The following is a 21,036-nucleotide window of genomic DNA, read 5'->3' as shown; positions in this document are numbered from 1 at the left end:
ACGATGACAGAAGCGTACGAGCCACACATCGAGCCGGATGCGGCGCTGGCTTCTCCGGGCGCGGAGACGGCAGGCGAGCGGCTGGACCCGGAGCGGTTCCGCGATTTGTACCGGTTGGCAGGCGAGGAAGGGCTTCCTTACTTCGCCAGGCTGAATGGAAAGGGCGATGCGGAGCTGTACCTTGTCTTTGAATCGGTGGATGCGTTCAGCGAGCAGACGCGCGATGCCGTCTCTCTCGAGTTCAAGACGTATCAAAACAAGCTCCTTGTCGTGATCTGGACGTTGTCCGATCCGCTGCAGCCGCTCGGATTTCCGCTCAGCTTTGACATCCGGCGAACGGAGGAACGGCATCTGGCTCAGCGCATTCTCCGAAAAGGGGCAGTCACCCTGCACTACCTCGCCTATGAGGCCAGGAGCCTGACGCATATATACAGCGAGTCGATCACCTTTTCCAGTCAGGAGATCGAGCGTGCAGAAGCCATGATTTATGCCCTGTTCACGGGGGAGGCTGAGGCTTTGCCGCCGGAAGCGCAGGTGCGGGAGGAAGAGACGGAGACGATCCATGCATTGTCTCTGTCTGACGAGGTACTGCAGGAGGAGGGCGTGGCGTTCGTGCTGCACTACGGCCGCATGCTCGCGCAGTACGGCGAGGAACAGGCACAGCACCTCTTGATGAGCACGGTGCAGCAGGCTGTATGGGTCATGCGCCGCCATGCGCGAAGCGAGGTGCGGGGGTCAGCGTTCACCGTCTGGGCAGCCGAAGAGGGCGAATATTTGTCGCTCGTGGTGACCCCGCCTTTTACCGGCTTGTTTGAAGTCGTACATACATCGGAGGACGAGGCGAATCCGTTTGCACGCTTCCTCATGATCTTGCCGGCGTTTGTCCGCTGCGAAGATGTGGTTCCACTGCGGGTGGGCGCGTATCCGCTGCTGCGCTATGAAAACGGCCGTCTCTATCAATTGGAACTGGATGAACAGGTACAGGCTCGATTGGCAAAACTGCACCAGCAAGCGTTTTCAGGGGAACAAAGCCCGTATCGCTGATTGTTGCAACATTGTGAAAACGGATTTTTCATAGGAATTTTTTTCACTTCGATGAAATATGGGTAAATAAGTCATTTTTCAACAAAGGATACGACAAAGTCCATTCCGAAGTAGGTAGGACAGACAATCTGCTGGGAGAGGTGACAACGATGTACGCTGTTCAACCCGATGTACTACAATACGTTTCCGACTGCGCTCACCGTTTTCAAGAGGAGATCGAAAAACTGGCCGAGAGTCATGCGCTGACAATCGAGGGAGGGTTGCCTGCCCTGGAACTGCAAGTCCAGCCACAGTTTCAGGCGTTATTGGAGTATACGCTTTGGGGAGAGTCTGGAGTCGTCGCTATCCACGGCAAGCTGAATCTTCGCAACGAAGTGTTGCCGGTCAAGGATTCCTTTTCCGTCATGATGAAATTTTCCCTGTCGCATGATCCGAATGTCGATATCGAAGCGAAAAAGATGCGCATTGAAGAAATTTTGTACGGAGAAGTCGACCTGTTCTGGAACATTCCGCCCGAAGGTCACATCGGGCATATCGAATTGACGATCCGCTTTTCCTACCAGCCCGGATCAGGCAGGCTCGGCGAATACGTTCGCAGCGTCCTGGGAATTGTAACAGGGAAAATGCTGGCTGCCTGATCGCCCCGAACCAAACGCTCTCTCTTTTACGGGGAGAGCCTTTTTTTGCCTGACGACCTCGCAGCCCGAAGGAGAGAAAGTGAACATGCGCCTTTTCGTTGCCCTGGACATCCCGCAAAATGCGGCGGCTTATATCGCTGACGTCCAGCAAAGGCTTCGGCAGGATGTGGTGGCCGATCGCTGGCAGCCGCTGTACAATCTTCATCTCACCCTGCATTTTTTGGGAGACGTGCCAGAGTCGCTCATCCCGTTTATTTGTGAGGACATGGATATCGTCAGCGCCATCATCAACCCGTTTTCGCTGAAGGTCGGGGGCTTTGGCGCCTTTCCTCACGCGGAGCATCCCCGCGTGCTCTGGCTCGGCCTGCGCGGCCAGACGAATCCGCTCAAGCAGCTGCACCTGCTATTGGGCAAGCGCTTTGACCTGCATGACGGCCTGTCCTACGACCGCAAGCGCTATCGTCCCCACATCACGCTCGCACGCGGGCCGCACGTACAGGAGGGCGGGCTGCCTCTGCAAGAGTGGAATGAGCGCTACCTGGCGATAGACCCGCCGCATTGGCAGGCCAGGCACGTTCATTTGTTCCAGTCCGAGCTGAAGCCGGAGGGAGCCGTCCATACGGTGATCCACACGAGCACGTTTGATAAAGAACACTGCAAAAAACAAGCGGTGCCTGAATAGACTGGAAGAAGGGAGCGGGGAGATCTTCCAGAAAGCGGTGGAAAACGGATGGGTGAGTTCACGACCGGCATTCTTTATCCACGCAAATACGAACCGAAAGTGCTGATTGCCTTGTCCAGGACAGAACAGCCGTACTTCCACAGAAACGTCAACGGAGACTGGAACGCCTTCTTCCTGCAGGACGAGTGGCTGGAAACATCGAAAACCTTGCAATTTCTCCTGCAGCTGTCGAAGCAGTACGTGCCGCTGCTCTGGTTTCATGACGCGGAAGATAACGGCTGGGGCTTCCGGTTGTTCGATGCTGGCTACGAGGTGTCGTCTGCCACGATCAGCTACTCGCTGGATGTCGAGATGGCGGAAGAAGAATTCAGCCGTCTCTATCCGGACATTGACCTGCAGGAAGGAATCGGGGAAAGTGATGAAGTACGGCAAAAGTATGAGGACATCCTGGATCGGGTAGTGCGTTCGGAGCGGTATCGGCGGGAGGTTGGCAAAGGGATCACCAGAATCAGGCCGCAGTCCTTTACCCGGATCGTAGGACCGAAACAGGTGCAGCAGCTGCGCTCGCTCTTTGATCTGCAGCTGTTGACCGATGTGGATGAGGAGACAGGTGCTTCGTTGCTATACGATTCGGTCGATTTGTTCAAGGAAATCTTGGGCATTGAAGAGATGGTGTGGGTCAACTACGCCTATTTGGCAAGCGGCGGCAGGGAATGAAAAAGGGGATGCGATGGGGAGGCAGCCAGATGCGTCCTCTTTTTTTGTCTGTGCGCCGTATCTCCCGGAACGATTCGCTCGCAGCAGGCAAGCAAAAACCCAGCAGCCAAATGTGGCACTGGGTTATTTTACGGCCTATTTTTTCTTCCACTGTCCAAAAATTTCATCTACATCCAGCAGCATGATCAGCTTGTCGTTCAATCGGGCGATCCCTTGCAAATACTTGCCTTCCACTCCCGCCACGATTGGCGGGGCAGGCTCGATCAAATGCTGCGGAATGCTCATCACTTCCGAAACGGCGTCCACGATGATTCCCACGTTGAGCCCGTCGAGCTGCAAATCGACAAAGCGTGTATCGACCGTCTCCGGCGCAGGCTCCAGGCCAAACATCTTCCGCAAGTTGATGATCGGCAGGATACGGCCGCGCAAATCGATAACGCCTTCCACGTACGGAGGAGATTTGGGAAAGCGTGTGACCGGAAGCGGCTTGATAATTTCCTTTACGAGCGAGATCGATAGCCCGTAGTACTCATCCCCCATTTTAAACAGGATAGACTGGCTCGTCGCCCCTTCTGTCTCCCACTGTGATCCGTAATGCTGTTTCGTTTGTTCCATCGCGTGATTCCTCCCCGATCCTCTTACCATTTTATACCCGTATTGTACCATGGACAAACCTTGTCAGGGACGGTTTTTATGCAGGAGCGGGGCGCTGGATCTGCTGTGAACTGCTGTGAAAGAGGGATAATGGCAAGGTCCCAGCACTTGACAATATAAAGGCCATTTTTTTCGCGAACAATAGCCTTACGAAAGAAAAAGGACTGACACACAAAATGCATGCAGTCCATCTCCCCTGACTTTGCGCTGACGCAGTCTTTCTACGGCTCCTGCAGCTCGGACAGGGAGATCCCCTGTTCCAGAGCGAATTCAAAGTCATCTACATCGTAAAATTGAACGGGTACGGTATATTCCAAAATCCGATCCTGATAATCCGGCTGGTCGGTAATCAGCGGGACCTCAAATCGCATGGAAGTGATCAACAGCTGCGTTTCGACGGGATCAAAGATTTCTCCCCACATGGCGTTGTCCTCCACCTTGATGACCGTCAGCGTCACACCGTTGGGAAAAGTGAAAGGCACTTTGGACCAAGGTGCGACCAGGCCTTTTTCCAGCCGCTTGCGGTTAAACGGATCATGGAAAAACTGGCTCATCTCCTGCATGATTTTGCGTACGTGCTGATCGTCGGCAGAGTAGGGCATGATAGGTTCTGGGCTTTGGATAAACTCGTCCAATTCATAGATTGTCGATGCGGGTATCAGGTATTCTACCGGTTGCGACGGGGACATCAACTCTCCGTAAATGGCCAACATAATCGCTTCGGTAACGAATTGTTTCGACATTTCGACAACCCTCCTCCTTACCATCATACTGAATTCCCGGAGTGACAACAACCCCGGGCAGGGAGTGAATGGGTCCGTTTTTGATGGAATAGGAGGGAACTTCATTGTTTGATTCGGCCTTTTTTTCGACCTTGCTGATCATTATTACCATTAATATTGTCCTGAGCGGAGACAATGCGGTCGTAATCGCGATCGCGTGCCGCAAGCTCGCACAGGCGAAGCGCAAGCAGGCGATCCTGTGGGGAACCTTTCTGGCTGTCATCGTCCGCGTCATTGCAACCGTTCTTGCGGTCTACCTGCTGAAAATCCCCTACCTCTACCTGGTCGGCGGGGTCATTTTGCTGTGGATCAGCTACAATCTGCTGCGTGAGGAAGGCGGGGAGAATCAGATCGAGTCGAGCGAGGACATGGTGCAGGCAGTCAAAACGATTGTCGTAGCGGATGTGATGATGGGGCTGGACAACGTTTTGGCCATCGCCGGTGCCGCGAATGGCAGCATCATCCTGATCGTCCTTGGCCTGATCATCAGTGTCCCGCTGATGGTGTTTGGCAGCCAGCTCATCCTCAAAGCCATGGAGCGGTTTGTGTGGCTCGTCTATTTGGGCTCGGCCGTGCTCGCCTGGGCTGCGGCCAACATGATTACGAACGAAGAGGTGATCGCCGACTGGCTGTCTCGGTGGCGAGGAATGGATGTTTTTGTAAAAATTGCCATTGTGACCGCAGTGCTTGCGCTCGGCTACTGGCAGCGAAGCCGCAGCGGACAAGCCCATGCCGGGTAATCAGCAAAAGCTGACGAGCGGATTGTCGTCCCGGCTTTTCTTTACAGCGTTTTGACGATGGTCACACTCATCCACTCTTTGTCGCACAGGTTGATTTCATAAGGACAGGCGACGGGGGAGCCATCGGGTTCTTGCAGGATTCGTATCGTCGGCCGGTTGACTGCCAGCGGATTGACATGGGATACGACCCCGACATGTCCTGTGTTGAGCTGGACGGTGGAGGCAATGGGGTGGATCGCAACATGCTGCAAAAACAGCCGTAGCAAATCCATGTCGAAATAGGAATTACCGGCCGCAAACAAAAATTCCGTCGCTTCGCTCGGCGTGTAGCTGTTGCGGAAAGGTCGAGGAGAGGTCAGGGCATCGTAGAAGTCGGCGATCGCGACGATCCGCGCGTATTCGTGGATCTGCTGGCCCTCCAGCTGTCTGGGATAACCGGAGCCGTCGTAGCGTTCATGATGCTGCAGGGCGCAGTGGGCGGAGACGAGCGATATATTGTGCTGGCTGCGCAGGATGTTGAAGCCGTCCTCCGTGTGGTAGCGCAACCGCTTTCGCTCCTCTGCGTTCAGCTCCATCTTTTTGCTCCACAGCTCTTGGGGAACCTGCGTCATGCCGATATCGAATAAAAGCGCGCCAATGCCCAAATCCATCAATTGCTGCTGGTTGTAACCCTTCGCAAGCCCAATCACTCCCGCCAGCACCGCCACATTCACGGCATGGTGAAAAAAATAGCCGTCCAGCACGTGGAGATGGGAGAGATTGACGAGGATGTCCGGGCGCCCGCTCAAATCCGTGATGATCTCCCGAAACACCTTTTGAAAGGTGTTCCCAAAGTCGGGCAGGGATGTGCGGCGCTTGATCTGCGGCTGATCCATCAAGGTCGTCATGGTTTTGTAGACAGCCTCGACGGCTTCCTTGCGGGTTTCATCGCGTATCGCTTCTTCCGGAATGATGTCTTCGGTATGTTTGTCTTTTATGTAAAGCGTATCAATGCCCAATGTAACAAGCCGATCAATGTAGCGGGCTGTCAGTTCGACTCCGTGTCCGAGCAGTACGTTCCCGTTTTCGAGGAAAACGCTCTTTGCTACTACATCGCCTGGTTTAACCGAGGAAATGTGCAATTTTTTCACAATGACGGTCCCAGTCCTTTTCTAGTTGAATTGTGAATAGTAGGAAAAATTAGGTAAATATGCGCTTTCGCTTATACATTTTCACTATAGCACACGAAAAGGAGAGTGACTACTCATTTGTTCGTTATTGCTCGGCCGCCCGATCGGACCGGGTAAACCAGCGAAACGGATTCAGCGACCAGCGCGGCTCGTGGCGGGCATAACGTTCCTTGCGTCGCGTCAGGCGCTGCTGCATCAGGTCCATTTCAAAGGTGACGCGGCGTATTTCCAGGCGCAAAGACTCCTGCATTTCTTCAATATCGGTAATCTTTTGCAAAATGGTCGTTTGCATGGAATTGAGCGAGGTCAATTGCGTCAGCTCTTTCTGGAACTGGATCAGCGTTTCTTGTACGTTTTTTTCCATTTCCTGCAGGGCTGTGTCGAGTTTGCCGGCCGCGGGAAGGGCGATGGCCGTTTCTTCGGCGCCAGCGAGCTCCTCGGCCAACAACATTTCTGCCGGAATTTTCCCTTCATCGACGAGTTGGCGCTGAATTTCGCGCAAGGAGTTGTTTCCGCTGTCTTTTCTCTGCTTTACTTCTTTCAGGAGAGCAAAACCGTTTTCGCTGATCAAATAGTGACCCTGCGGATTTTTCAGCCGCTCGTGAGCGGGTACGAACAAGTCCAGCCAGTTTCGCAGGGTGCGGACGTGCACGTCCAGGCGGTCAGCCACCTCTTTTGAAGCCATCCATACTTGTACATTCATCAGGAATCACTCCTTTTTTCCCTCTCGATATTCCGGTGGACTCATTATAGCACCACTTTTTTCCGGGAAAGAGAGAATCGACAAAGGTTCTAAAAACTAGCGAGATTTCGTCTGTTTTGGACAGTCATGCATATTTTGTCAGATTGTTGCCGACAGCTCATAATGACCGGGACAGGCGCGTACAATGGGAGAGATGCCATGCTTATCCGTCTTGCGGAGGGGAGGGTCTCCCGTTGCCACTGTTTTTCTGGATTGTCATGTTGTCTGCCGCTGCGGCCAGCAGTATCGGCGGGCTCCTGCTCTGTCTGCGCGCCTGGTCGGAGGAGGCGCTGCTGGCCATGATCAGCGCAGGGGCTGGGCTGCTCCTCGCCATTACGCTGCTCGATCTGCTGCCGCACGTGCTCGCGGGGGACAATCACCGGATGATGCCCTTTGTCCTGGTCGGCTTCACTGTGCTGTTTGCCCTCGAAATGGCGGGCAAAGCAGGGGGAGAGCTCGGCTCGACAGGTGTCATCGGCGTATTGACCGGGTTTGTGATGCATGCTTTTGTAGAGGGCGTGTCGCTGATGGCGAGCCTGCGCATGGATGCGGAAGTCGGGGTATCGGTCTTGCTGGCGATGCTGCTGCACAAAATTCCGGACGGCGTGACCGTCGCCTCCTTGCTGCTCGCTGCGACGCGTTCCCGGCGCAAGGCGTTGTGGGGAGCTACCTCTCTGGGAATCGCCACGGTAGCGGGCGCGTGCAGCATGGGAGCAGCCGAAAGCCTGTTTCCGCCAGAATGGTCACCCGTGATGCTGGCGATCACGACCGGCATCTTTTTATACGTCTCGGCGAGCCATCTCGTCCCGTACATCCAGCATGCGCGCAGGGCGCAGCTCGGCGTCTACTTTTTCGGGGCGATTCTCGCTTACATGGTCCTGGCTGCGTTTTTGAGCGGGAACCATACGCATGCATAAGCGGCTCTGTCTTTTGCCAGTCTAAGGAAAGAATCCGCACAGCACAGGACTGGCGAGGAAAGGAGCGTGAAGGCATGGATCGCACACAAGAGCTGGCAATGACAGAAGCATCCCTGAACCTGCAGCCTGAATTCCCGGAAAGCGGGACATCGCTCAACCCGTTAGAGGAGCCGTGGTGGAGCTTGACCCAGCAGCCGAAAGTTTCGACAGATTCCACTGGCGGCGAATAAAAAAAGGACACAAATCCCCCCTTCCAACCCTCGTCACTTTGGACAGGATCGGTTATAATTGTGGAATATGTTGGAAGGGGGCAGATGCGTCTATGAATACGTTGCTAGAGGGGAAAAACATCGTCATCATGGGGGTGGCGAACCACCGCAGCATCGCGTGGGGAATCGCCCAATCTCTGCACAAGGCGGGGGCAAACCTGATCTTTACCTATCAGGGAGAGCGCCTGCGCGAAAATGTGGCCGAGCTGTCAGCCAAGCTGGGCAAGGAATCGCTGTTGGTCAATTGTGACGTCACACGCGACGAGGAAGTCGAAGCGGCATTCGCCGTCATCCGGGAAAAAGTCGGCGTCATTCACGGGCTCGCGCATTGCATCGCTTTCGCCAAGACGGAGGAGCTGGAAGGGGAGTACGTCAATACGTCCCGGGAAGGCTACGCGCTGGCGCAAGATATCAGCGCCTACTCGCTGGTGGCAGTGGCACGCGCCGCCCGTCCCTTGATGACAGAGGGTGGCAGCATCGTCACGCTGACGTATTTGGGCGGCGAGCGAGCCGTCCCGAATTACAATGTCATGGGGGTAGCCAAGGCCGCTCTGGACGCTTCCGTCCGCTACCTGGCAAACGACCTCGGCAAAGAAAACATTCGCGTCAACGCCATTTCCGCAGGGCCGATCCGCACGCTTGCCGCCAAGGGCATCCGCAATTTCAACTCGGTCCTCAAGGAAATCGAAGAAAAGGCGCCGCTGCGCAGGACGATCGACCAATCCGAGGTAGGCGATACGGCCCTTTTCCTGTTCAGCCATCTGTCCCGCGGCATTACGGGTGAAATTTTGCATGTCGATGCCGGCTACAACATCATGGGCGGCTGATCTTGCGCAAATGCATATCAGGCTCCCTTCCTGCGCACACTCTACGTAGATGCGAGGAAGGGAGCCTTTGCAATGTTTCCGTTGATTACGAATATGGAAGAATTTTTGCTTTACATGGGAGGCGGCTTTCAATATTTACCTGCCCATTTCAGCGATGAAGCGGGAGACCCTGGTTTTTCGGCCGAAGCGTTCGCGGGGGATGCCGATGCACAGGCTGCGGCGGGCACGGGTAATCGCGACGTATAACAGCCTGCGTTCCTCCTCCAGCGCCGCGCTGCCGCCTTTGCGCAGTTCGTCCAGCGTGTATTCGTGCGGCAGCGCGCCTTCGACCAAATCCGGCAGAAAGACGTGGTCGTACTCCAGTCCTTTTGCCCGGTGAATGCTCAATACGTGTACTGCTTCCTCCGGGAGTGGCCGCTGCGTGCGCCACTCCTTTTCCCGTGTGGCCATCTGCTCGAAGTGGCGGAGCAAATCGGCGACGGTCGGATGCCGTTTGGCCGCTGCGAGTATTTGCTGCAGCTCGTCCGCCCAGCGGTCTTTGCCGTCCTCCCGGTTTTTCGCCCGCTTTTTCAAATAATCGCGAAGTTTTCCGTCCTCATAAATCAGCTCCAGCGCCTGTGCAGGGGAGCATTCCCGGCAGGAGGAGAGAATGTCGGCGACAGCCTGCAGATGCTTGCGCTGATACGGCTTGAGCTGGGGCAGACGGGGCAGGACGTGGAGAATGGGGAGGTCCTCCAGAATGGCCTGACTGCGCAGCGTGTTCCACATCTCGTGGGAAATGTAGAGCGTAGGCAAAATTTCCTTTAACGCGTCCGTGTCGTCCGGATTGACGGCGAGACGCAAATAGTGCAAGACCCAGCGCACCGTCTGCCGCTGGTAGAAGGAATCTTCCTCCTGCGTGTAGTGGAACGGTATGCCTGCTTCGCTTAACCGCTCGAGAATGGGGCGCGCCGATTCGTTCGTGCGGTACAGGATGGCGCATTCGCCCAGGCTGATGCCTAGCTCGCGGCGGCGGACGATTTCATCGACGATGCGGGAGGCTTGCTCTTCCTCGTCCTCCGGCTCGAACAAGTACGTGTCGCCCTCCTCCCGATGGAAAGAGCGGCATTCCTTTTCCCAGCGCTCGCGGTTGTGGACGATCAGCGAATAGCCAAGGCTGACGATGGCGGAGTGGGAGCGGTAGTTGACCTCCAGCGTGATCGTCTTCGCTTCGGGAAAATCTTTGGTGAAGCCCAGTATGTACTGCGGGTCGCTGCCGCGAAATCCGTAGATGGACTGGTCGTCGTCGCCGATGACGCACAGATTGTTCCGGGGAGCGGCGAGCAGCTTGACCGTCTCGTACTGGATACGGTTAATGTCCTGAAACTCGTCGATCATGACGTAGGCGATCCGCTCCTGGTAGCGGCGCAGAAGCTGGGTGTCCTCCTGCAGCATCTCGTAGCAGCCGATCAGCATGTCGTCGAAGTCGAACCAGTTGTGCTTTTTCTTCGCTTCCTCGTAAAGCGGGTAGAGCTGCTGGGCCAGACGCTCCGTTTCGTTTGCAGGCTCCCGGAGCGTGACCTCGTGGGGCAGAATGTATTCGTTTTTCCAGCGGCTGACGACACCCAGAGCATCGAACGCTTCGTTTTCCTTGAGCGCAAGCAGGTCTTCGTGGCCGAGCAAGGCGCCTGTATCCCGAAGGAGCCGCCATTTTTGCCACTCCTTTTTCAGCAGGCGTTGTGGGTCCCAGCGGCCCGGCTGATGGTGCAGCAGCATCCGGTAAAAAATGCTGTGGAACGTCCCGGCGACCAGCTCCCGCGCCTGGCCGGGCAAAAGCTGCCGGGCGATGCGCTGACGAATCTCCTCTGCCGCCTTGGTCGTAAACGTGACGACCATGATCCGCTTCGGCTCCACGCCAAGGTTCTGGATCAGGTGGGTGGTGCGGGCTGTCATGACGCGCGTCTTGCCGCTGCCGGCACCAGCCAGGATGAGCAAGGGACCCTCTGTCGTATGGACCGCGCGCTGCTGGCCGGGGTGCAGCGGTTCATGGAACTTTTGCTCCGCGAGATGCTGAATCGTCTTTTTGGGTGTCAGCCGCTTGCGAAAGTGGGGCGGCTTCACGGCTGGCGGGGGGACGGTGACCGTACTGCCAATCGCCCGTTTTTTCGGCAGCCGAAAGGAACCGATCATCACCGCATCTTCGGCATCTTCGCCTGCAGCCTCGAGCTTGTCCGCCTCTTCTGCCAAGGCGGTCGCAGCAGCCGTTTCTTCCGTGGCCTTTAGCCAGTCCGCAGGCGATTGCTCCAGGGGGACGCCCGGACACGACCCTTCCTGTGCGTGGACGAAGTATGGTTCAAAGGTAATGCCTGCGACAAGGCGAAGCGGCGATGCACAGGCAGCGCAGCGGATTCGGTCTTGCTGTGCGGCCATCCGGAAGAAGGGGATGCGATGATAGTTCTCTGGCAAAAGCGCGATAGGTTTGTTGTCGAATAAGGCAAGGATCATCAGGACACCTCAGGTTCATGGGTAGGGTGAAAAAGAAGTGTCCCCTTGTCTTCAGGGGACACTTGCCAGCGCCTGGTTGTTCCGGTCAGGACGGCGCGTGCAGCAGCACCGTGTCTTCCGGGATGGAGGCCGGGTCTTCTTCGCCCACGTAGGTAATGCTCACCCGTGTGATGCGGTGATTTTCCAGCTCGCTGATGGTAAACAGGTAGCCCTGGAACATGACGGCTTTCCCGTTTCCGACTTCTTCGTTCAGTTGGCTGTAGAGCCATCCTGCGATCGTGTCGACTTCATCGGATACAATTTCAATCGTAATGTAGTCGTTCAGCTCTGTCAAAAGCGTTTTTCCGGAAACGGACAACGCGTTGTTCGCGCTCTCTTCAATCTCGGGGCGTTCATGGTCGTCAAACTCATCCTTGATGTCGCCGACGATTTCTTCGAGAATGTCTTCCATCGTCAACAGGCCGGCAGTTCCGCCGTACTCGTCGATGACGATGGCCAACTGGGAGCGCCGCTTCTGCATCAGCCGCAGCACATGGCTGATTTCCATAGACTCCGGCACGGTCAGCAGCGGACGCAGGAAATCTTTCAGTTCCGCTTTGCCCGTCGTCAGCGCAGACAGGTAAAAATCGGACGTGTGGACGAAGCCGATCAGCCGGTCTTTGTCCTCGTGCGCGACGGGGAAGCGGGAGTGGCGCGATGCGCGCATGATCTCCAGGTTTTCCGCGAACGTGTTGTCGTCGTACAGACAGATCATGTCAATGCGCGGAATCATGATTTCCCGGGCAAGTCGCTCGGAAAAATCAAACACATTATCGACAAGCGCCAGTTCATCCTGGTCGATGTGGCCGCTCTTGTGGCTCTGGGTGACGAGCAGGCGAATTTCCTCCTCGGTATGCGCCGTCTCATTTTCAGAGGCAGGCTCGATGCCCAGCCGCCGGATGAACAGATTGGCCGCGCCATTGAGCAGCCAGATCAACGGGTAGCTGATCCGGTAGAAAAATATCAGCGGTCCGGCTGTCCACAGGGAAGTCGCTTCGGCCTTTTGAATGGCAAGCGATTTCGGAGCCAGCTCTCCCAGTACGATATGCAGAAAGGTAATGATTGCAAAGGCAACGGCAAGCGAGATTGGACTTACCAGGTAAAGAGGCAAGTGAACAAATGCCAGTACAGGTTCGACATAACGGGCGATTGCAGGCTCACCAACCCAGCCTAACCCGAGCGATGCCAGCGTAATGCCGAGCTGGCAGGCAGACAGATAGGCGTCCAGCTGCCGGGTGACCTTTTGCGCGTGGCGGGCGGACTTGACGTTGCCCTCGCTGACGAGCTGGGTCAAACGGGTTTGGCGGACTTTAACCAACGAGAATTCTGCTGCGACGAAGAAACCGTTCAGAAATACCAAAAACAGCACAAGCAGCAGATTCACCGCAAGCTCCCCTATCGGACTCTCCAAGCAGACCTCCATCCTCCCGCAGTGCGAAAGGTGGAGATTTCACCTCCGTCTGATTGAGAATGGTAATTCCAATGTACGATAGAAAGCAGGCAAACATTCGCAGCTTCCGTATTATTGGATAGTATACCAACTGGCCAACTGAACAGTCAAAACGTTCCGACCTGTTCATACACACTCTCCAGGCCGTTGGACATAGCTGCAGTATTTTGTTCATACACATAAACGAGCAACTGTCCGAAGGGAGGGGAGGGCATGTACTGGTTGGCAAAAACGGCTGCGATTCTGGCTGGCAGCCTGTTGGTGGCTGTCGGCGTAAATCTGTTTCTGGTGCCGCATCAGCTGATGGACGGGGGAATGATCGGGATCGGGCTGCTCGCAACCTACTATTTGAAGCTCCCGGCCGGTCTCGTGATGATTCTCGTCAGCATCCCTGTCTACCTCGTGGTGTTTTTCCGTGATCGCAGGCTTTTCTACCACAGCTTTCATGGCATGCTCATCTCCTCCTTTTTCATCGACATCCTGTCCGTCATGCGCGAGTGGAACCATTGGACGACTGCGACTTCCGCTGTCACGGGCGGCGTCCTGATCGGGACAGGGATCGGACTGATGCTCGCTTACGAAACGAACACGGGAGGGACGGACCTGCTCGCGCAATTTCTCGCCAGGCGCTCCCGCATCCCGGTCGCTTTGCTCATTTTCTTCATCGACGGACTGATTGTCGTCAGCTCGTTGCAGGCGATCGGCGCAGAGCGGACGCTCTTTTCCTTTCTCACGATTTCAGCGGTGGCCGCTGCCACTCATCTGCTTTGCGGGATTGGCCGGACTGGGCCGCCGTATACTGTGGTCGGACCGCTGCGCAATTCCTCGCTCAAGGCCGGGCGCGTCGTGTTTCGTAAGGGCGGCACCGCGAAAAGGCAAGCGGCTGTGCCGATCACTTCGCGCAATCGAGAGCAGGGGAAGGGATGCGGGAAAATGTGGAGAAAATAAATAGGAAACAGAGGAAATGAGGGACCTGCCTTGTCAGCCTATACGCCGCAGATGATCAATGAACGAGTCGGCTATTTTCCCGGTCACGTGAATGTGGGCCTGGTGATCGGAGAGAAGGGGGCGATATTGATCGACTCCGGCCTCGATACGCAAACCGCCAAGAAGCTGAAAAAAGGACTGGACGCGATTGCCCAGCCCTTGTGCGCCATTATTCAAACACATGCTCACGCCGACCATTTCGGCGGCAATTCTTACTTGCTCGGATGCTGGCCAGAAGCGCAGGTGTATGCGCCGCCGTTGGAGGAAGCGATCATCCGCTATCCGATTCTCGAGCCGATCTACCTGAACATGGGAGCGGAGCCGCCCGCCGATTTGCGAAACAAGTTTTTGCTGGCCCCATCTTCCCGGGTGGACCATCTCCTTCCGCCGGAGGGTGATATCGAAATCGCCGGAGTGCCGTTTACCATCCTTTCTCTGCCGGGTCACAGCTGGCAGCAGGCAGGCATCGTCTGCGATGACATCTGCTTCGCTGCCGACAGCTATTTGGGTGAAGAAATATTGGAAAAACACAAATTGCCGTTCCTCGTTGATGCACATGAGACCATCGCAAGTCTGGAAAAACTGCTGGCATCCAGGTACAAAGGATACGTGCCCGGACACGGGCCGTTTACCACCTCCTCTCAAGAAGCGGTATCCAAGAACATCGATCTGCATCGCAAAATCTATCGAGAGATCGAGGACTTGCTGCGGGAAGAGAGCACGCTGGAAGAAGCATTGGCCCGCCTTTGCGAGCGTTTGCACATTACCATAGAGAACGCCTCCAGTTTTGTCCTGTTTCGGACAGCGTTCATGGGTTATCTCGTCGGCCTGCTGAGGCAGGAGAGGGTTGTCTATCGGTTTGTCCAGAATCGCTGGTTGTGGAGAAAAAACGAGAATCTGGTTCAGGATGGAGCGGAAGGTGAAGAGAGGTAGTCTGCGATTTCGGCCAGCTTGTGCTCGGCAGCTTCGCGGACGGCTTTCGGGATGAAAAAGACTTCATCGGGAGCGTTGTTCATATAAAATTTTGCTTCCAGATAGGGATGCCCCAGCTTGACGGTAAGCTCACCTTTTCCTGTCGTCGTGTGCGCGAAGTTCGTGGGAATACGCAAAAAATACGTGCTGCTGCTGGCGGAGTCGTAGATGACGACATCGTATGTGGGCGTGGCGTCCCCTCCTGATCGTTGAAAGCCCTGCAGTCTCAGCATCTTGTCGACATAGGAGAGCGGCTGCACGACACCGGTCAGGGTTTTGTTTTTTAACCGCATGGACATCCTCCTCGATACAACCTGTAAGTAATCGGGTTTGGTAACATCCTATGTTGGTCGGTCGTAATTCAGACTTGCAGAAAAAGAAAAGAAGGAGTGGGAGCATCATGAATCAAATTGCCGATTTGCACACACATACTAAAGCCTCTGACGGGACCTGCGACCCGGCGGAAAACGTGCGTCTCGCCAAAGAAGCGGGGCTTGCGGCTGTCGCCATCACAGACCATGATACGGTAGCCGGCGTTCCCGCAGCCATGCAGGCCGCAGCCGAACTGGAGATCGAAGTCATCCCGGGGGTAGAAGTCAGCTCGGTGGGCAGAGGCCAGGATATTCACGTCCTTGGCTTTTTTGTCCCGTATGATGACGCAGCCTTCCAGGAGCGGTTGGTCAGCCTGCGGGAGACGAGGCAGGAGCGCAACAAGCTGCTGATCGCACGCCTTCAGGAGCTGGGCATCCCGATCACCCTGGAAAATGTATACCGCCGTAAGCAAGGCACGGACAAAAACATCGGCCGTCCTCACATCGCCGAAGAACTGGTCGAGCTGGGCGTCGTATCCTCTATTGACGAGGCGTTTGCCAAATACTTGGGCAAGGAAGGCGCGGCATACGTCAACCCGCCGCGGATCACCCCGCAGGAAGCGATCACGTTGATCAAGGAAGCGGGAGGCGCTGCGGTGCTGGCGCATCCGGGCCTGTACGACGCCGACGACCTGGTGCAGGAGCTGATCGCCTTTGGCCTGGACGGGATTGAGGTGAACCATCCGGACAACGATGCCGAGCAGCGCGCGCGCTATACCGCTTGGGCAAACGAGCACGGCCTTGTCATGACAGGCGGCTCCGACTTCCACGGCTGGCGCGGTGAAGAGCCTTTTCACGCCATGCTCGGGTCTCACACCGCCTCGCTGGAGGCAGTGGAGCGGCTGCGGGCGATTGCGGCGGACAGGAAAGCGAAATAAGGAAAGCCACATACCCAAAGGAAAGGCTGCCGTCCCTGTAGACGGCAGCCCCTTTGTCATGTCACTTGTGAAAGCACAGGCCCGATCATTTCAGCTTTTTCACCATGGCAATATGCTCGATTCCGGCTTCGTCGAAGACATCGCCGTGCGGCTCATAGCCGAGCTTTTCGTAAAAACGCTGCGCGTGCGTCTGAGCGTTCAGCTTCAGCGTCTCGTAGTTTTGCTCACGGGCCACCTCTTCCATCGCTTGCATGATGAGCCGGCCGAGGCCGGTGCCGCGCTCGGTTTTCTGGACGGCAACCCGCTCGATTTTTCCCACGCCAGGCGCGTACGGACGCAGGCGGCTCGCCCCGACCGGCGTTTGGCCGTCGTAAGCGACGAAGTGAATGGTCCCGCTGCTTGCTGCATCGTGCTCGTCGATCTCCAGCTCCTCCGGCACTTGCTGTTCCTCGATAAAGACTGCTCTGCGCACGGAGAGGGCATCTGCCATTTCTTTCTCCGTGCGGACGGTCTGGATCTGATACGTTTTGTTCATGAGATGGCACGTCCTTTTTTCGGGCAAAAGATCCCTCCCTGCCGATGGGCGACAGGGAGGGTCGAAAACGTTGCGGTGGGTAAACTTATTTTTTCAAGAGGAATGTCTGGTAGACGCTCCAGATGCCGTCCTCCAGCTGGTAAATCAGATGGAAGCGGTCGACTTCACTCGTCAGGTCGATTTTTGCCATGCTCAGCTGGCCGGTGACGTCGCGAAGCTCGTCGTCGGACAAATCGCGGCCGATGGTCAGGTGAGGCACATACGCATACGTCTCTTTCTCAGTGACACATTCGGCTGCGATTTTTTGATGCAGCTGGACAAACGGTTCTTTATTTTGCACTGCCAGGTAGATGACATTGGTAGTTGGATGGAAAGTCGATACCCGATGAAAGTGAGCCGTAAAGCTGTCGGTAGAGGAGGCGACTTGCTCCAGGTGACTGACGAGCTGCGGCAGTTTGGCTTCATCCAGCTCAAAGCCTTCCTTCAACCGGATGTACGGAGGGATCAGGGCATAAGCCGAGTCGTAACGCTTCCGGTAAGAGTTGGCGACCTCTTGCACCTTGCTGGATGGGAATACTACGATACTGTACATCATGAGAACCACTCCTCCTTCACTATCTAGCAAGCATCTATTTCTCTTTGTGTTACTGTGTTATTTTAACAGAAAATTCTTCATTTGTGTAATGTTATGCGTGGGTCCGTATATTCCTTCCGAAGCAGGAAACACTGTGTAATGCAGGGAGGTGCCGCACAGCATGCACACGGCCATGATGATCACTTTCATTTTTCTTGTCCTTCTCTTGCTGTCTGTGCTGACCTTCACCATCCTCACCGCGATCCGCAAAGTGGAGTTTGAGGAAGCGCTGGCCACGCCAGTGAAGGACGAAGGTCCACACGAAGAACAGCCACGGTAAGTTTACCCAAACAGCGTACGCAGCATACGCGGCAAATTCGCCTGCCAGTGGCCCCACGTATGGTCACCCTCGAAGGTCTCATAGACGAGGGTGGCCATTTTCGTCTGCAGGATGCCGCGCAGCTCTTCGTTGGCCCGGACGAGATCAAGCGGCCCGCGTGCAGAGGCCACATTCGTCTCCTTTGTGCCAATTTCCAGGTAGAGCGTCAGCGGCACAGCAAACACGGTCTCTGCAACCCGGCGGTTTAGCTCGCTGTCCATGGCAATGGACTGACACGCGATCTGCCCGAACGTATGCGGATACGCCAAGGCCGTAAACAGCGAAACGACTCCCCCGAGCGATTCCCCGACGAGCGTTCGTGCATTGCCCAGCGTCTCCGTCGAGTAATGAGTGTCCATGTAGCTGACGACTTCCTCGGCCAAAAAACGTCGGTACGCCAGATGCTCGCTGCCGTCCGGATGGTAGCGGGCCTGGCGTTTTTGCTTGTCAACGGGAAGAAAGACTGCCAAAAGGTCCGGCAGATCCTTTTCCCGGATCATCCGGTCCAGCAGCGATGCCATCCGGCCCATCGCCAGGTAGTCTTCACCGTCCTGCACGTACAGAACGGGATAGGAATAAAGCGGAGAGTAGCGCTCCGGCGTGTAGACGATCAGCTTTTCCGGCGTCCCCAGATGCCGGCTGTCCAAGACGATTTCCTCAAGAGTCACAAGCTTGTCCTCCTCACAGGATGTTCTGGTGACTATTATACAGGAGCACACAGACACGCACGAGGGGAGAATGCGCTGCAGGTCATGTGCGGGGCGGGCAGGGAGGATTTCGGGGTCAAAACGCTTCAACTGAAACATTCGCAATTTTGTCACCATATGATACTATGGTAACAAACGACTTCACTCGATTTGCGGAAGGGGTTTTCTCATATGAAGAAGCAAGTACACAGCCTCGAAGTCAGAAACGCCGCCCTCACACGTCTGGAAGAGCGAGGAGTCACTGTGGAGGACATTGCGGAGATCGTCTATCTCATGCAGTCGCCGTACCACCCTGACCTGAGAATGGATGCATGCATCGAGAGTGTGAAAGCGGTACTGGAAAAAAGGGAAATGCAACACGCCATTCTGGTTGGCGTGGAGTTGGATACGCTCGCAGAAAAGGGCTTGCTGTCCGAACCCCTCCAATCGATCATCGCTTCAGACGAAGGCCTGTTCGGATGCGACGAGACACTCGCCCTTGGCTCCGTCTTCGGATACGGCAGCATCGCAGTGACAACCTTTGGGCATTTGGACAAACACAAGGTAGGCGTCATCAAGCGCCTCGACACCAAATCCGCGGAAGGCCGCGTGCACACATTCCTGGACGACCTGGTAGCAAGCGTGGCCGCCAACGCTTCCAGCCGTATGGCTCACCGGATGCGCGATGAGCAGGAGGCAGAGGCAGCCCGCCTGGAAGCCCTGTCTGTCAAGCTGAAGGTAGAGAACGAGGGTGGAGAAGGGACAGAGCAGGCAGGTTAAGGCAAGGGATTAAGCGGATGGATGCCGCCGCCACTTGTGGTCCATGTGAAGTTGCGATCACGTTTGCAAGCAGCTTGTTTCCGTAAATGTGACTTGTTCCCGTAAACGTGACTTGTTCCCATTGTGAAGGAGAAAAGGAGCCATTCCCTGCTCTGGGCATCAACAGCAGCGGATAAAAGGGTTGCGCGGCAGAAATACTGACCTAAGCAACGTCTTGTCCCGGTTATGCTGACAGGAGCGGGGGATGGCTTTTGTTTGTCTTCGTGAGATGCGCGGATGGGAAAGGTAAAGAAAACCTGAACATCCACACTTTTTGTTGACCTTCTGCTGGGAGTGAAAAAAATTACAAGAAATTATGTTTTTTCTCTTGCAATTCATAAAGGCATGCTGTATAGTAATAAATGTGATCGACGTCCGGTGCGATTCGGGCCCTTAGCTCAGTTGGTCAGAGCGGTCGGCTCATAACCGATTGGTCGTAGGTTCGAGTCCTACAGGGCCCACCATTAAGCGAGTACATAACAGGTTACGATCACATACATATCCCATGATCCGGTAGCTCAGTTGGGAGAGCACCATCTTGACAGGGTGGGGGTCGCTGGTTCGAACCCAGTCCGGATCACCATACATGATATATCAAGGGTTTGAGAGTGATTTAAACACTTTGAAAAATAAGTGGTCGCACTCAAACACGTTTTCTATAAGAAAGCACACTTTCTTTCAGTATTCAAAAAACTGAAAGGGGTGTGCTTTTTTGCATGTTATTAAAGTTTTCCATCAAGGACTTCCGTGAAGATCGTGAATTTAAAAACTTATCACCGAAGACCATTGAATCGTACATGTCAACCCTAAATGAGTTTCAGGATTATTGTGGCAAACAGGAAATTGTGGATGTAAGTGATGTAACTCCGAACACAGTTAAGAATTACCTTATGTATTGCCAAAAGGAACGAAACAACAATATCACAACCAGAAACAGTAAGTTGCATGTCCTCAAGATATTCTTTAACTATCTTGAAGAAATCGAAGTAATTACTCAGAAACAAAATCCATCAAAGAAAATTGGATACGGTAAAGAGGACATTAAGATTGAAGTATTTCAGGATCGGCATATTCAACAAATGCTTGGTTATTACAGACGATTGAAGCAGCGTGAAAAATCATTCTTTGCTTATAGGGACTATACAATGATTGTGTTCCTGCTTGGTACAGGTGTTCGGTTAGGTGAAATGGTTAATCTGTCATGGAATGAAGTCGATTTGAAAAATGGTACTATCATTGTCTTTGGAAAGAAACGACAACAAAGTTCTATCCCGATCACTGAAAAATTAATCAAAGAACTGTGTGAGTACAGAGTTTATTGTGAGCAGACATTTGGTGAAGTTCCGCAATATGTGTTTACAGATGTTGAGGGAAAAAAACTAACTGATAATGCGGTTAAATGTGTTTTTAAACGGTTGAAAGAAATCATGAATTTTCCTGATGTACGTTTATCAGCCCATACATTTCGTCATACATTTGCTCACAGGATGCTAATGAATGGGTGTTGTTTATTGCACAATAGAAATGCCTAATATTGCAGCGTAAAAATGCTCAAGGCAAATACAAAAAAGGCACTTGTCAGCACCCATATTTCCTCCTACCGTTAGGTTTGCGACAACTTAGCGAAGGAGAATGGAAAGGATGCTGAAAATGCCTCAACAACACTATATCAGGTTTTTAC

At 54.6% G+C, this 21,036-nt stretch carries 24 protein-coding genes and 2 tRNA genes; 16 read left to right on the top strand and 10 right to left on the bottom strand.

Annotated features, from left to right (window positions below; translation table 11 throughout):
• Positions 1-3 precede the first annotated feature (3 nt).
• The 4 genes from ACFSO0_RS04595 (at position 4) to ACFSO0_RS04580 (ending at position 3,081) form a co-directional block, all read left to right on the top strand.
• Positions 4-1,044, top strand: a complete 1,041-nt coding sequence (locus ACFSO0_RS04595) for a hypothetical protein (RefSeq protein ID WP_376877003.1) — start codon at positions 4-6, stop codon at positions 1,042-1,044.
• 149 nt (positions 1,045-1,193) lie between these two features.
• Positions 1,194-1,682, top strand: a complete 489-nt coding sequence (locus ACFSO0_RS04590) for a hypothetical protein (protein ID WP_376877000.1) — start codon at positions 1,194-1,196, stop codon at positions 1,680-1,682.
• A gap of 85 nt (positions 1,683-1,767) precedes the next feature.
• A complete protein-coding gene (thpR, locus tag ACFSO0_RS04585; protein WP_376876997.1) occupies positions 1,768-2,364 on the top strand; it encodes an RNA 2',3'-cyclic phosphodiesterase in 597 nt (198 codons plus the stop codon).
• 48 nt (positions 2,365-2,412) lie between these two features.
• A complete protein-coding gene (locus tag ACFSO0_RS04580) occupies positions 2,413-3,081 on the top strand; it encodes a hypothetical protein (protein ID WP_376876994.1) in 669 nt (222 codons plus the stop codon).
• A gap of 135 nt (positions 3,082-3,216) precedes the next feature.
• On the opposite strand, the gene ACFSO0_RS04575 is transcribed toward ACFSO0_RS04580, so the two are convergent.
• Both ACFSO0_RS04575 and ACFSO0_RS04570 read right to left on the bottom strand, forming a co-directional pair.
• Entirely contained in the window at positions 3,217-3,696 is a 480-nt protein-coding gene (locus ACFSO0_RS04575) for a chemotaxis protein CheW (protein ID WP_376876991.1), read from the bottom strand.
• Positions 3,697-3,956: 260 nt separating this feature from the next.
• Positions 3,957-4,478 carry an ADP-heptose synthase gene (locus tag ACFSO0_RS04570; RefSeq protein WP_376876988.1) on the bottom strand — a complete coding sequence of 174 codons (522 nt, stop codon included), beginning with the start codon at positions 4,476-4,478 and terminating at the stop codon, positions 3,957-3,959.
• Positions 4,479-4,582: 104 nt separating this feature from the next.
• Here ACFSO0_RS04570 and ACFSO0_RS04565 point away from each other — a divergent pair, with 104 nt between their 5' ends.
• Positions 4,583-5,257, top strand: coding sequence for a TerC family protein (locus tag ACFSO0_RS04565; protein WP_376876985.1), 675 nt, complete (start codon positions 4,583-4,585; stop codon positions 5,255-5,257).
• 41 nt (positions 5,258-5,298) lie between these two features.
• Here the strand turns inward: ACFSO0_RS04565 and ACFSO0_RS04560 are convergent, their stop codons facing one another.
• Both ACFSO0_RS04560 and ACFSO0_RS04555 read right to left on the bottom strand, forming a co-directional pair.
• Entirely contained in the window at positions 5,299-6,387 is a 1,089-nt protein-coding gene (locus tag ACFSO0_RS04560) for an HD-GYP domain-containing protein (RefSeq protein WP_376876982.1), read from the bottom strand.
• 124 nt (positions 6,388-6,511) lie between these two features.
• Entirely contained in the window at positions 6,512-7,129 is a 618-nt protein-coding gene (locus ACFSO0_RS04555) for a MerR family transcriptional regulator (protein ID WP_376876979.1), read from the bottom strand.
• Between the two features lie 233 nt (positions 7,130-7,362).
• Here ACFSO0_RS04555 and ACFSO0_RS04550 point away from each other — a divergent pair, with 233 nt between their 5' ends.
• The 3 genes from ACFSO0_RS04550 to fabI all read left to right on the top strand — a co-directional run bounded on the left by ACFSO0_RS04550 (position 7,363) and on the right by fabI (position 9,181).
• Positions 7,363-8,085, top strand: a complete 723-nt coding sequence (locus tag ACFSO0_RS04550) for a ZIP family metal transporter (protein ID WP_376876976.1) — start codon at positions 7,363-7,365, stop codon at positions 8,083-8,085.
• Between the two features lie 74 nt (positions 8,086-8,159).
• The gene (locus tag ACFSO0_RS04545) at positions 8,160-8,315 is read left to right on the top strand and encodes a hypothetical protein (RefSeq protein ID WP_376876973.1); all 156 of its coding nucleotides are present in this window, start codon (positions 8,160-8,162) and stop codon (positions 8,313-8,315) included.
• 92 nt (positions 8,316-8,407) lie between these two features.
• Positions 8,408-9,181, top strand: coding sequence for an enoyl-ACP reductase FabI (gene fabI / locus ACFSO0_RS04540; RefSeq protein WP_376876970.1), 774 nt, complete (start codon positions 8,408-8,410; stop codon positions 9,179-9,181).
• Between the two features lie 135 nt (positions 9,182-9,316).
• On the opposite strand, the gene ACFSO0_RS04535 is transcribed toward fabI, so the two are convergent.
• Positions 9,317-11,665 (bottom strand): ATP-dependent helicase, encoded by a 2,349-nt coding sequence (locus ACFSO0_RS04535; protein ID WP_376876967.1) that lies wholly within the window; start codon positions 11,663-11,665, stop codon positions 9,317-9,319.
• 85 nt (positions 11,666-11,750) lie between these two features.
• Entirely contained in the window at positions 11,751-13,127 is a 1,377-nt protein-coding gene (locus tag ACFSO0_RS04530) for a hemolysin family protein (protein ID WP_376876964.1), read from the bottom strand.
• A 240-nt stretch (positions 13,128-13,367) separates the two neighbouring features.
• Between ACFSO0_RS04530 and ACFSO0_RS04525 the strand changes: the two genes are divergently transcribed.
• Both ACFSO0_RS04525 and ACFSO0_RS04520 read left to right on the top strand, forming a co-directional pair.
• A complete protein-coding gene (locus ACFSO0_RS04525; RefSeq protein ID WP_376876961.1) occupies positions 13,368-14,102 on the top strand; it encodes a YitT family protein in 735 nt (244 codons plus the stop codon).
• A gap of 51 nt (positions 14,103-14,153) precedes the next feature.
• Positions 14,154-15,074, top strand: coding sequence for an MBL fold metallo-hydrolase (locus ACFSO0_RS04520; RefSeq protein WP_376877175.1), 921 nt, complete (start codon positions 14,154-14,156; stop codon positions 15,072-15,074).
• Here the strand turns inward: ACFSO0_RS04520 and ACFSO0_RS04515 are convergent.
• Positions 15,044-15,406 (bottom strand): hypothetical protein, encoded by a 363-nt coding sequence (locus tag ACFSO0_RS04515; RefSeq protein WP_376876958.1) that lies wholly within the window; start codon positions 15,404-15,406, stop codon positions 15,044-15,046. The genes ACFSO0_RS04520 and ACFSO0_RS04515 overlap by 31 nt on opposite strands.
• A gap of 107 nt (positions 15,407-15,513) precedes the next feature.
• On the opposite strand from ACFSO0_RS04515, the gene ACFSO0_RS04510 reads away from it, so the two are divergent.
• Positions 15,514-16,362: a PHP domain-containing protein gene (locus tag ACFSO0_RS04510; protein WP_376876955.1), complete on the top strand. Its 849-nt coding sequence runs from the start codon at positions 15,514-15,516 to the stop codon at positions 16,360-16,362.
• Positions 16,363-16,447: 85 nt separating this feature from the next.
• Here ACFSO0_RS04510 and ACFSO0_RS04505 read toward each other — a convergent pair whose 3' ends face one another.
• The gene (locus ACFSO0_RS04505; protein ID WP_376876952.1) at positions 16,448-16,897 is read right to left on the bottom strand and encodes a GNAT family N-acetyltransferase; all 450 of its coding nucleotides are present in this window, start codon (positions 16,895-16,897) and stop codon (positions 16,448-16,450) included.
• Between the two features lie 85 nt (positions 16,898-16,982).
• Positions 16,983-17,492: a YjcG family protein gene (locus ACFSO0_RS04500; protein WP_376876949.1), complete on the bottom strand. Its 510-nt coding sequence runs from the start codon at positions 17,490-17,492 to the stop codon at positions 16,983-16,985.
• A gap of 160 nt (positions 17,493-17,652) precedes the next feature.
• On the opposite strand from ACFSO0_RS04500, the gene ACFSO0_RS04495 reads away from it, so the two are divergent.
• The gene (locus ACFSO0_RS04495; protein ID WP_376876946.1) at positions 17,653-17,811 is read left to right on the top strand and encodes a hypothetical protein; all 159 of its coding nucleotides are present in this window, start codon (positions 17,653-17,655) and stop codon (positions 17,809-17,811) included.
• A gap of 2 nt (positions 17,812-17,813) precedes the next feature.
• Here the strand turns inward: ACFSO0_RS04495 and ACFSO0_RS04490 are convergent, their stop codons facing one another.
• On the bottom strand, positions 17,814-18,518 hold the full coding sequence (locus ACFSO0_RS04490) for an alpha/beta hydrolase (RefSeq protein WP_376876943.1): 705 nt from the start codon (positions 18,516-18,518) through the stop codon (positions 17,814-17,816).
• Positions 18,519-18,728: 210 nt separating this feature from the next.
• On the opposite strand from ACFSO0_RS04490, the gene ACFSO0_RS04485 reads away from it, so the two are divergent.
• The 4 genes from ACFSO0_RS04485 to ACFSO0_RS04470 all read left to right on the top strand — a co-directional run bounded on the left by ACFSO0_RS04485 (position 18,729) and on the right by ACFSO0_RS04470 (position 20,887).
• Positions 18,729-19,316 carry a phosphatidylglycerophosphatase A family protein gene (locus ACFSO0_RS04485; RefSeq protein ID WP_376876940.1) on the top strand — a complete coding sequence of 196 codons (588 nt, stop codon included), beginning with the start codon at positions 18,729-18,731 and terminating at the stop codon, positions 19,314-19,316.
• Between the two features lie 426 nt (positions 19,317-19,742).
• A tRNA-Ile gene (locus tag ACFSO0_RS04480) sits at positions 19,743-19,819 on the top strand.
• Positions 19,820-19,862: 43 nt separating this feature from the next.
• A tRNA-Val gene (locus ACFSO0_RS04475) sits at positions 19,863-19,938 on the top strand.
• Positions 19,939-20,071: 133 nt separating this feature from the next.
• Entirely contained in the window at positions 20,072-20,887 is an 816-nt protein-coding gene (locus tag ACFSO0_RS04470) for a tyrosine-type recombinase/integrase (RefSeq protein WP_376876937.1), read from the top strand.
• The last annotated feature ends 149 nt before the right edge of the window (positions 20,888-21,036 follow it).

It is taken from the genome of Brevibacillus sp. GCM10020057 (assembly GCF_042683565.1).
Lineage (GTDB): Bacteria > Bacillota > Bacilli > Brevibacillales > Brevibacillaceae > Brevibacillus.
The sequence above is the reverse complement of the archived record's forward strand: the minus strand, read 5'-3'. Positions and strand labels throughout refer to the sequence as shown.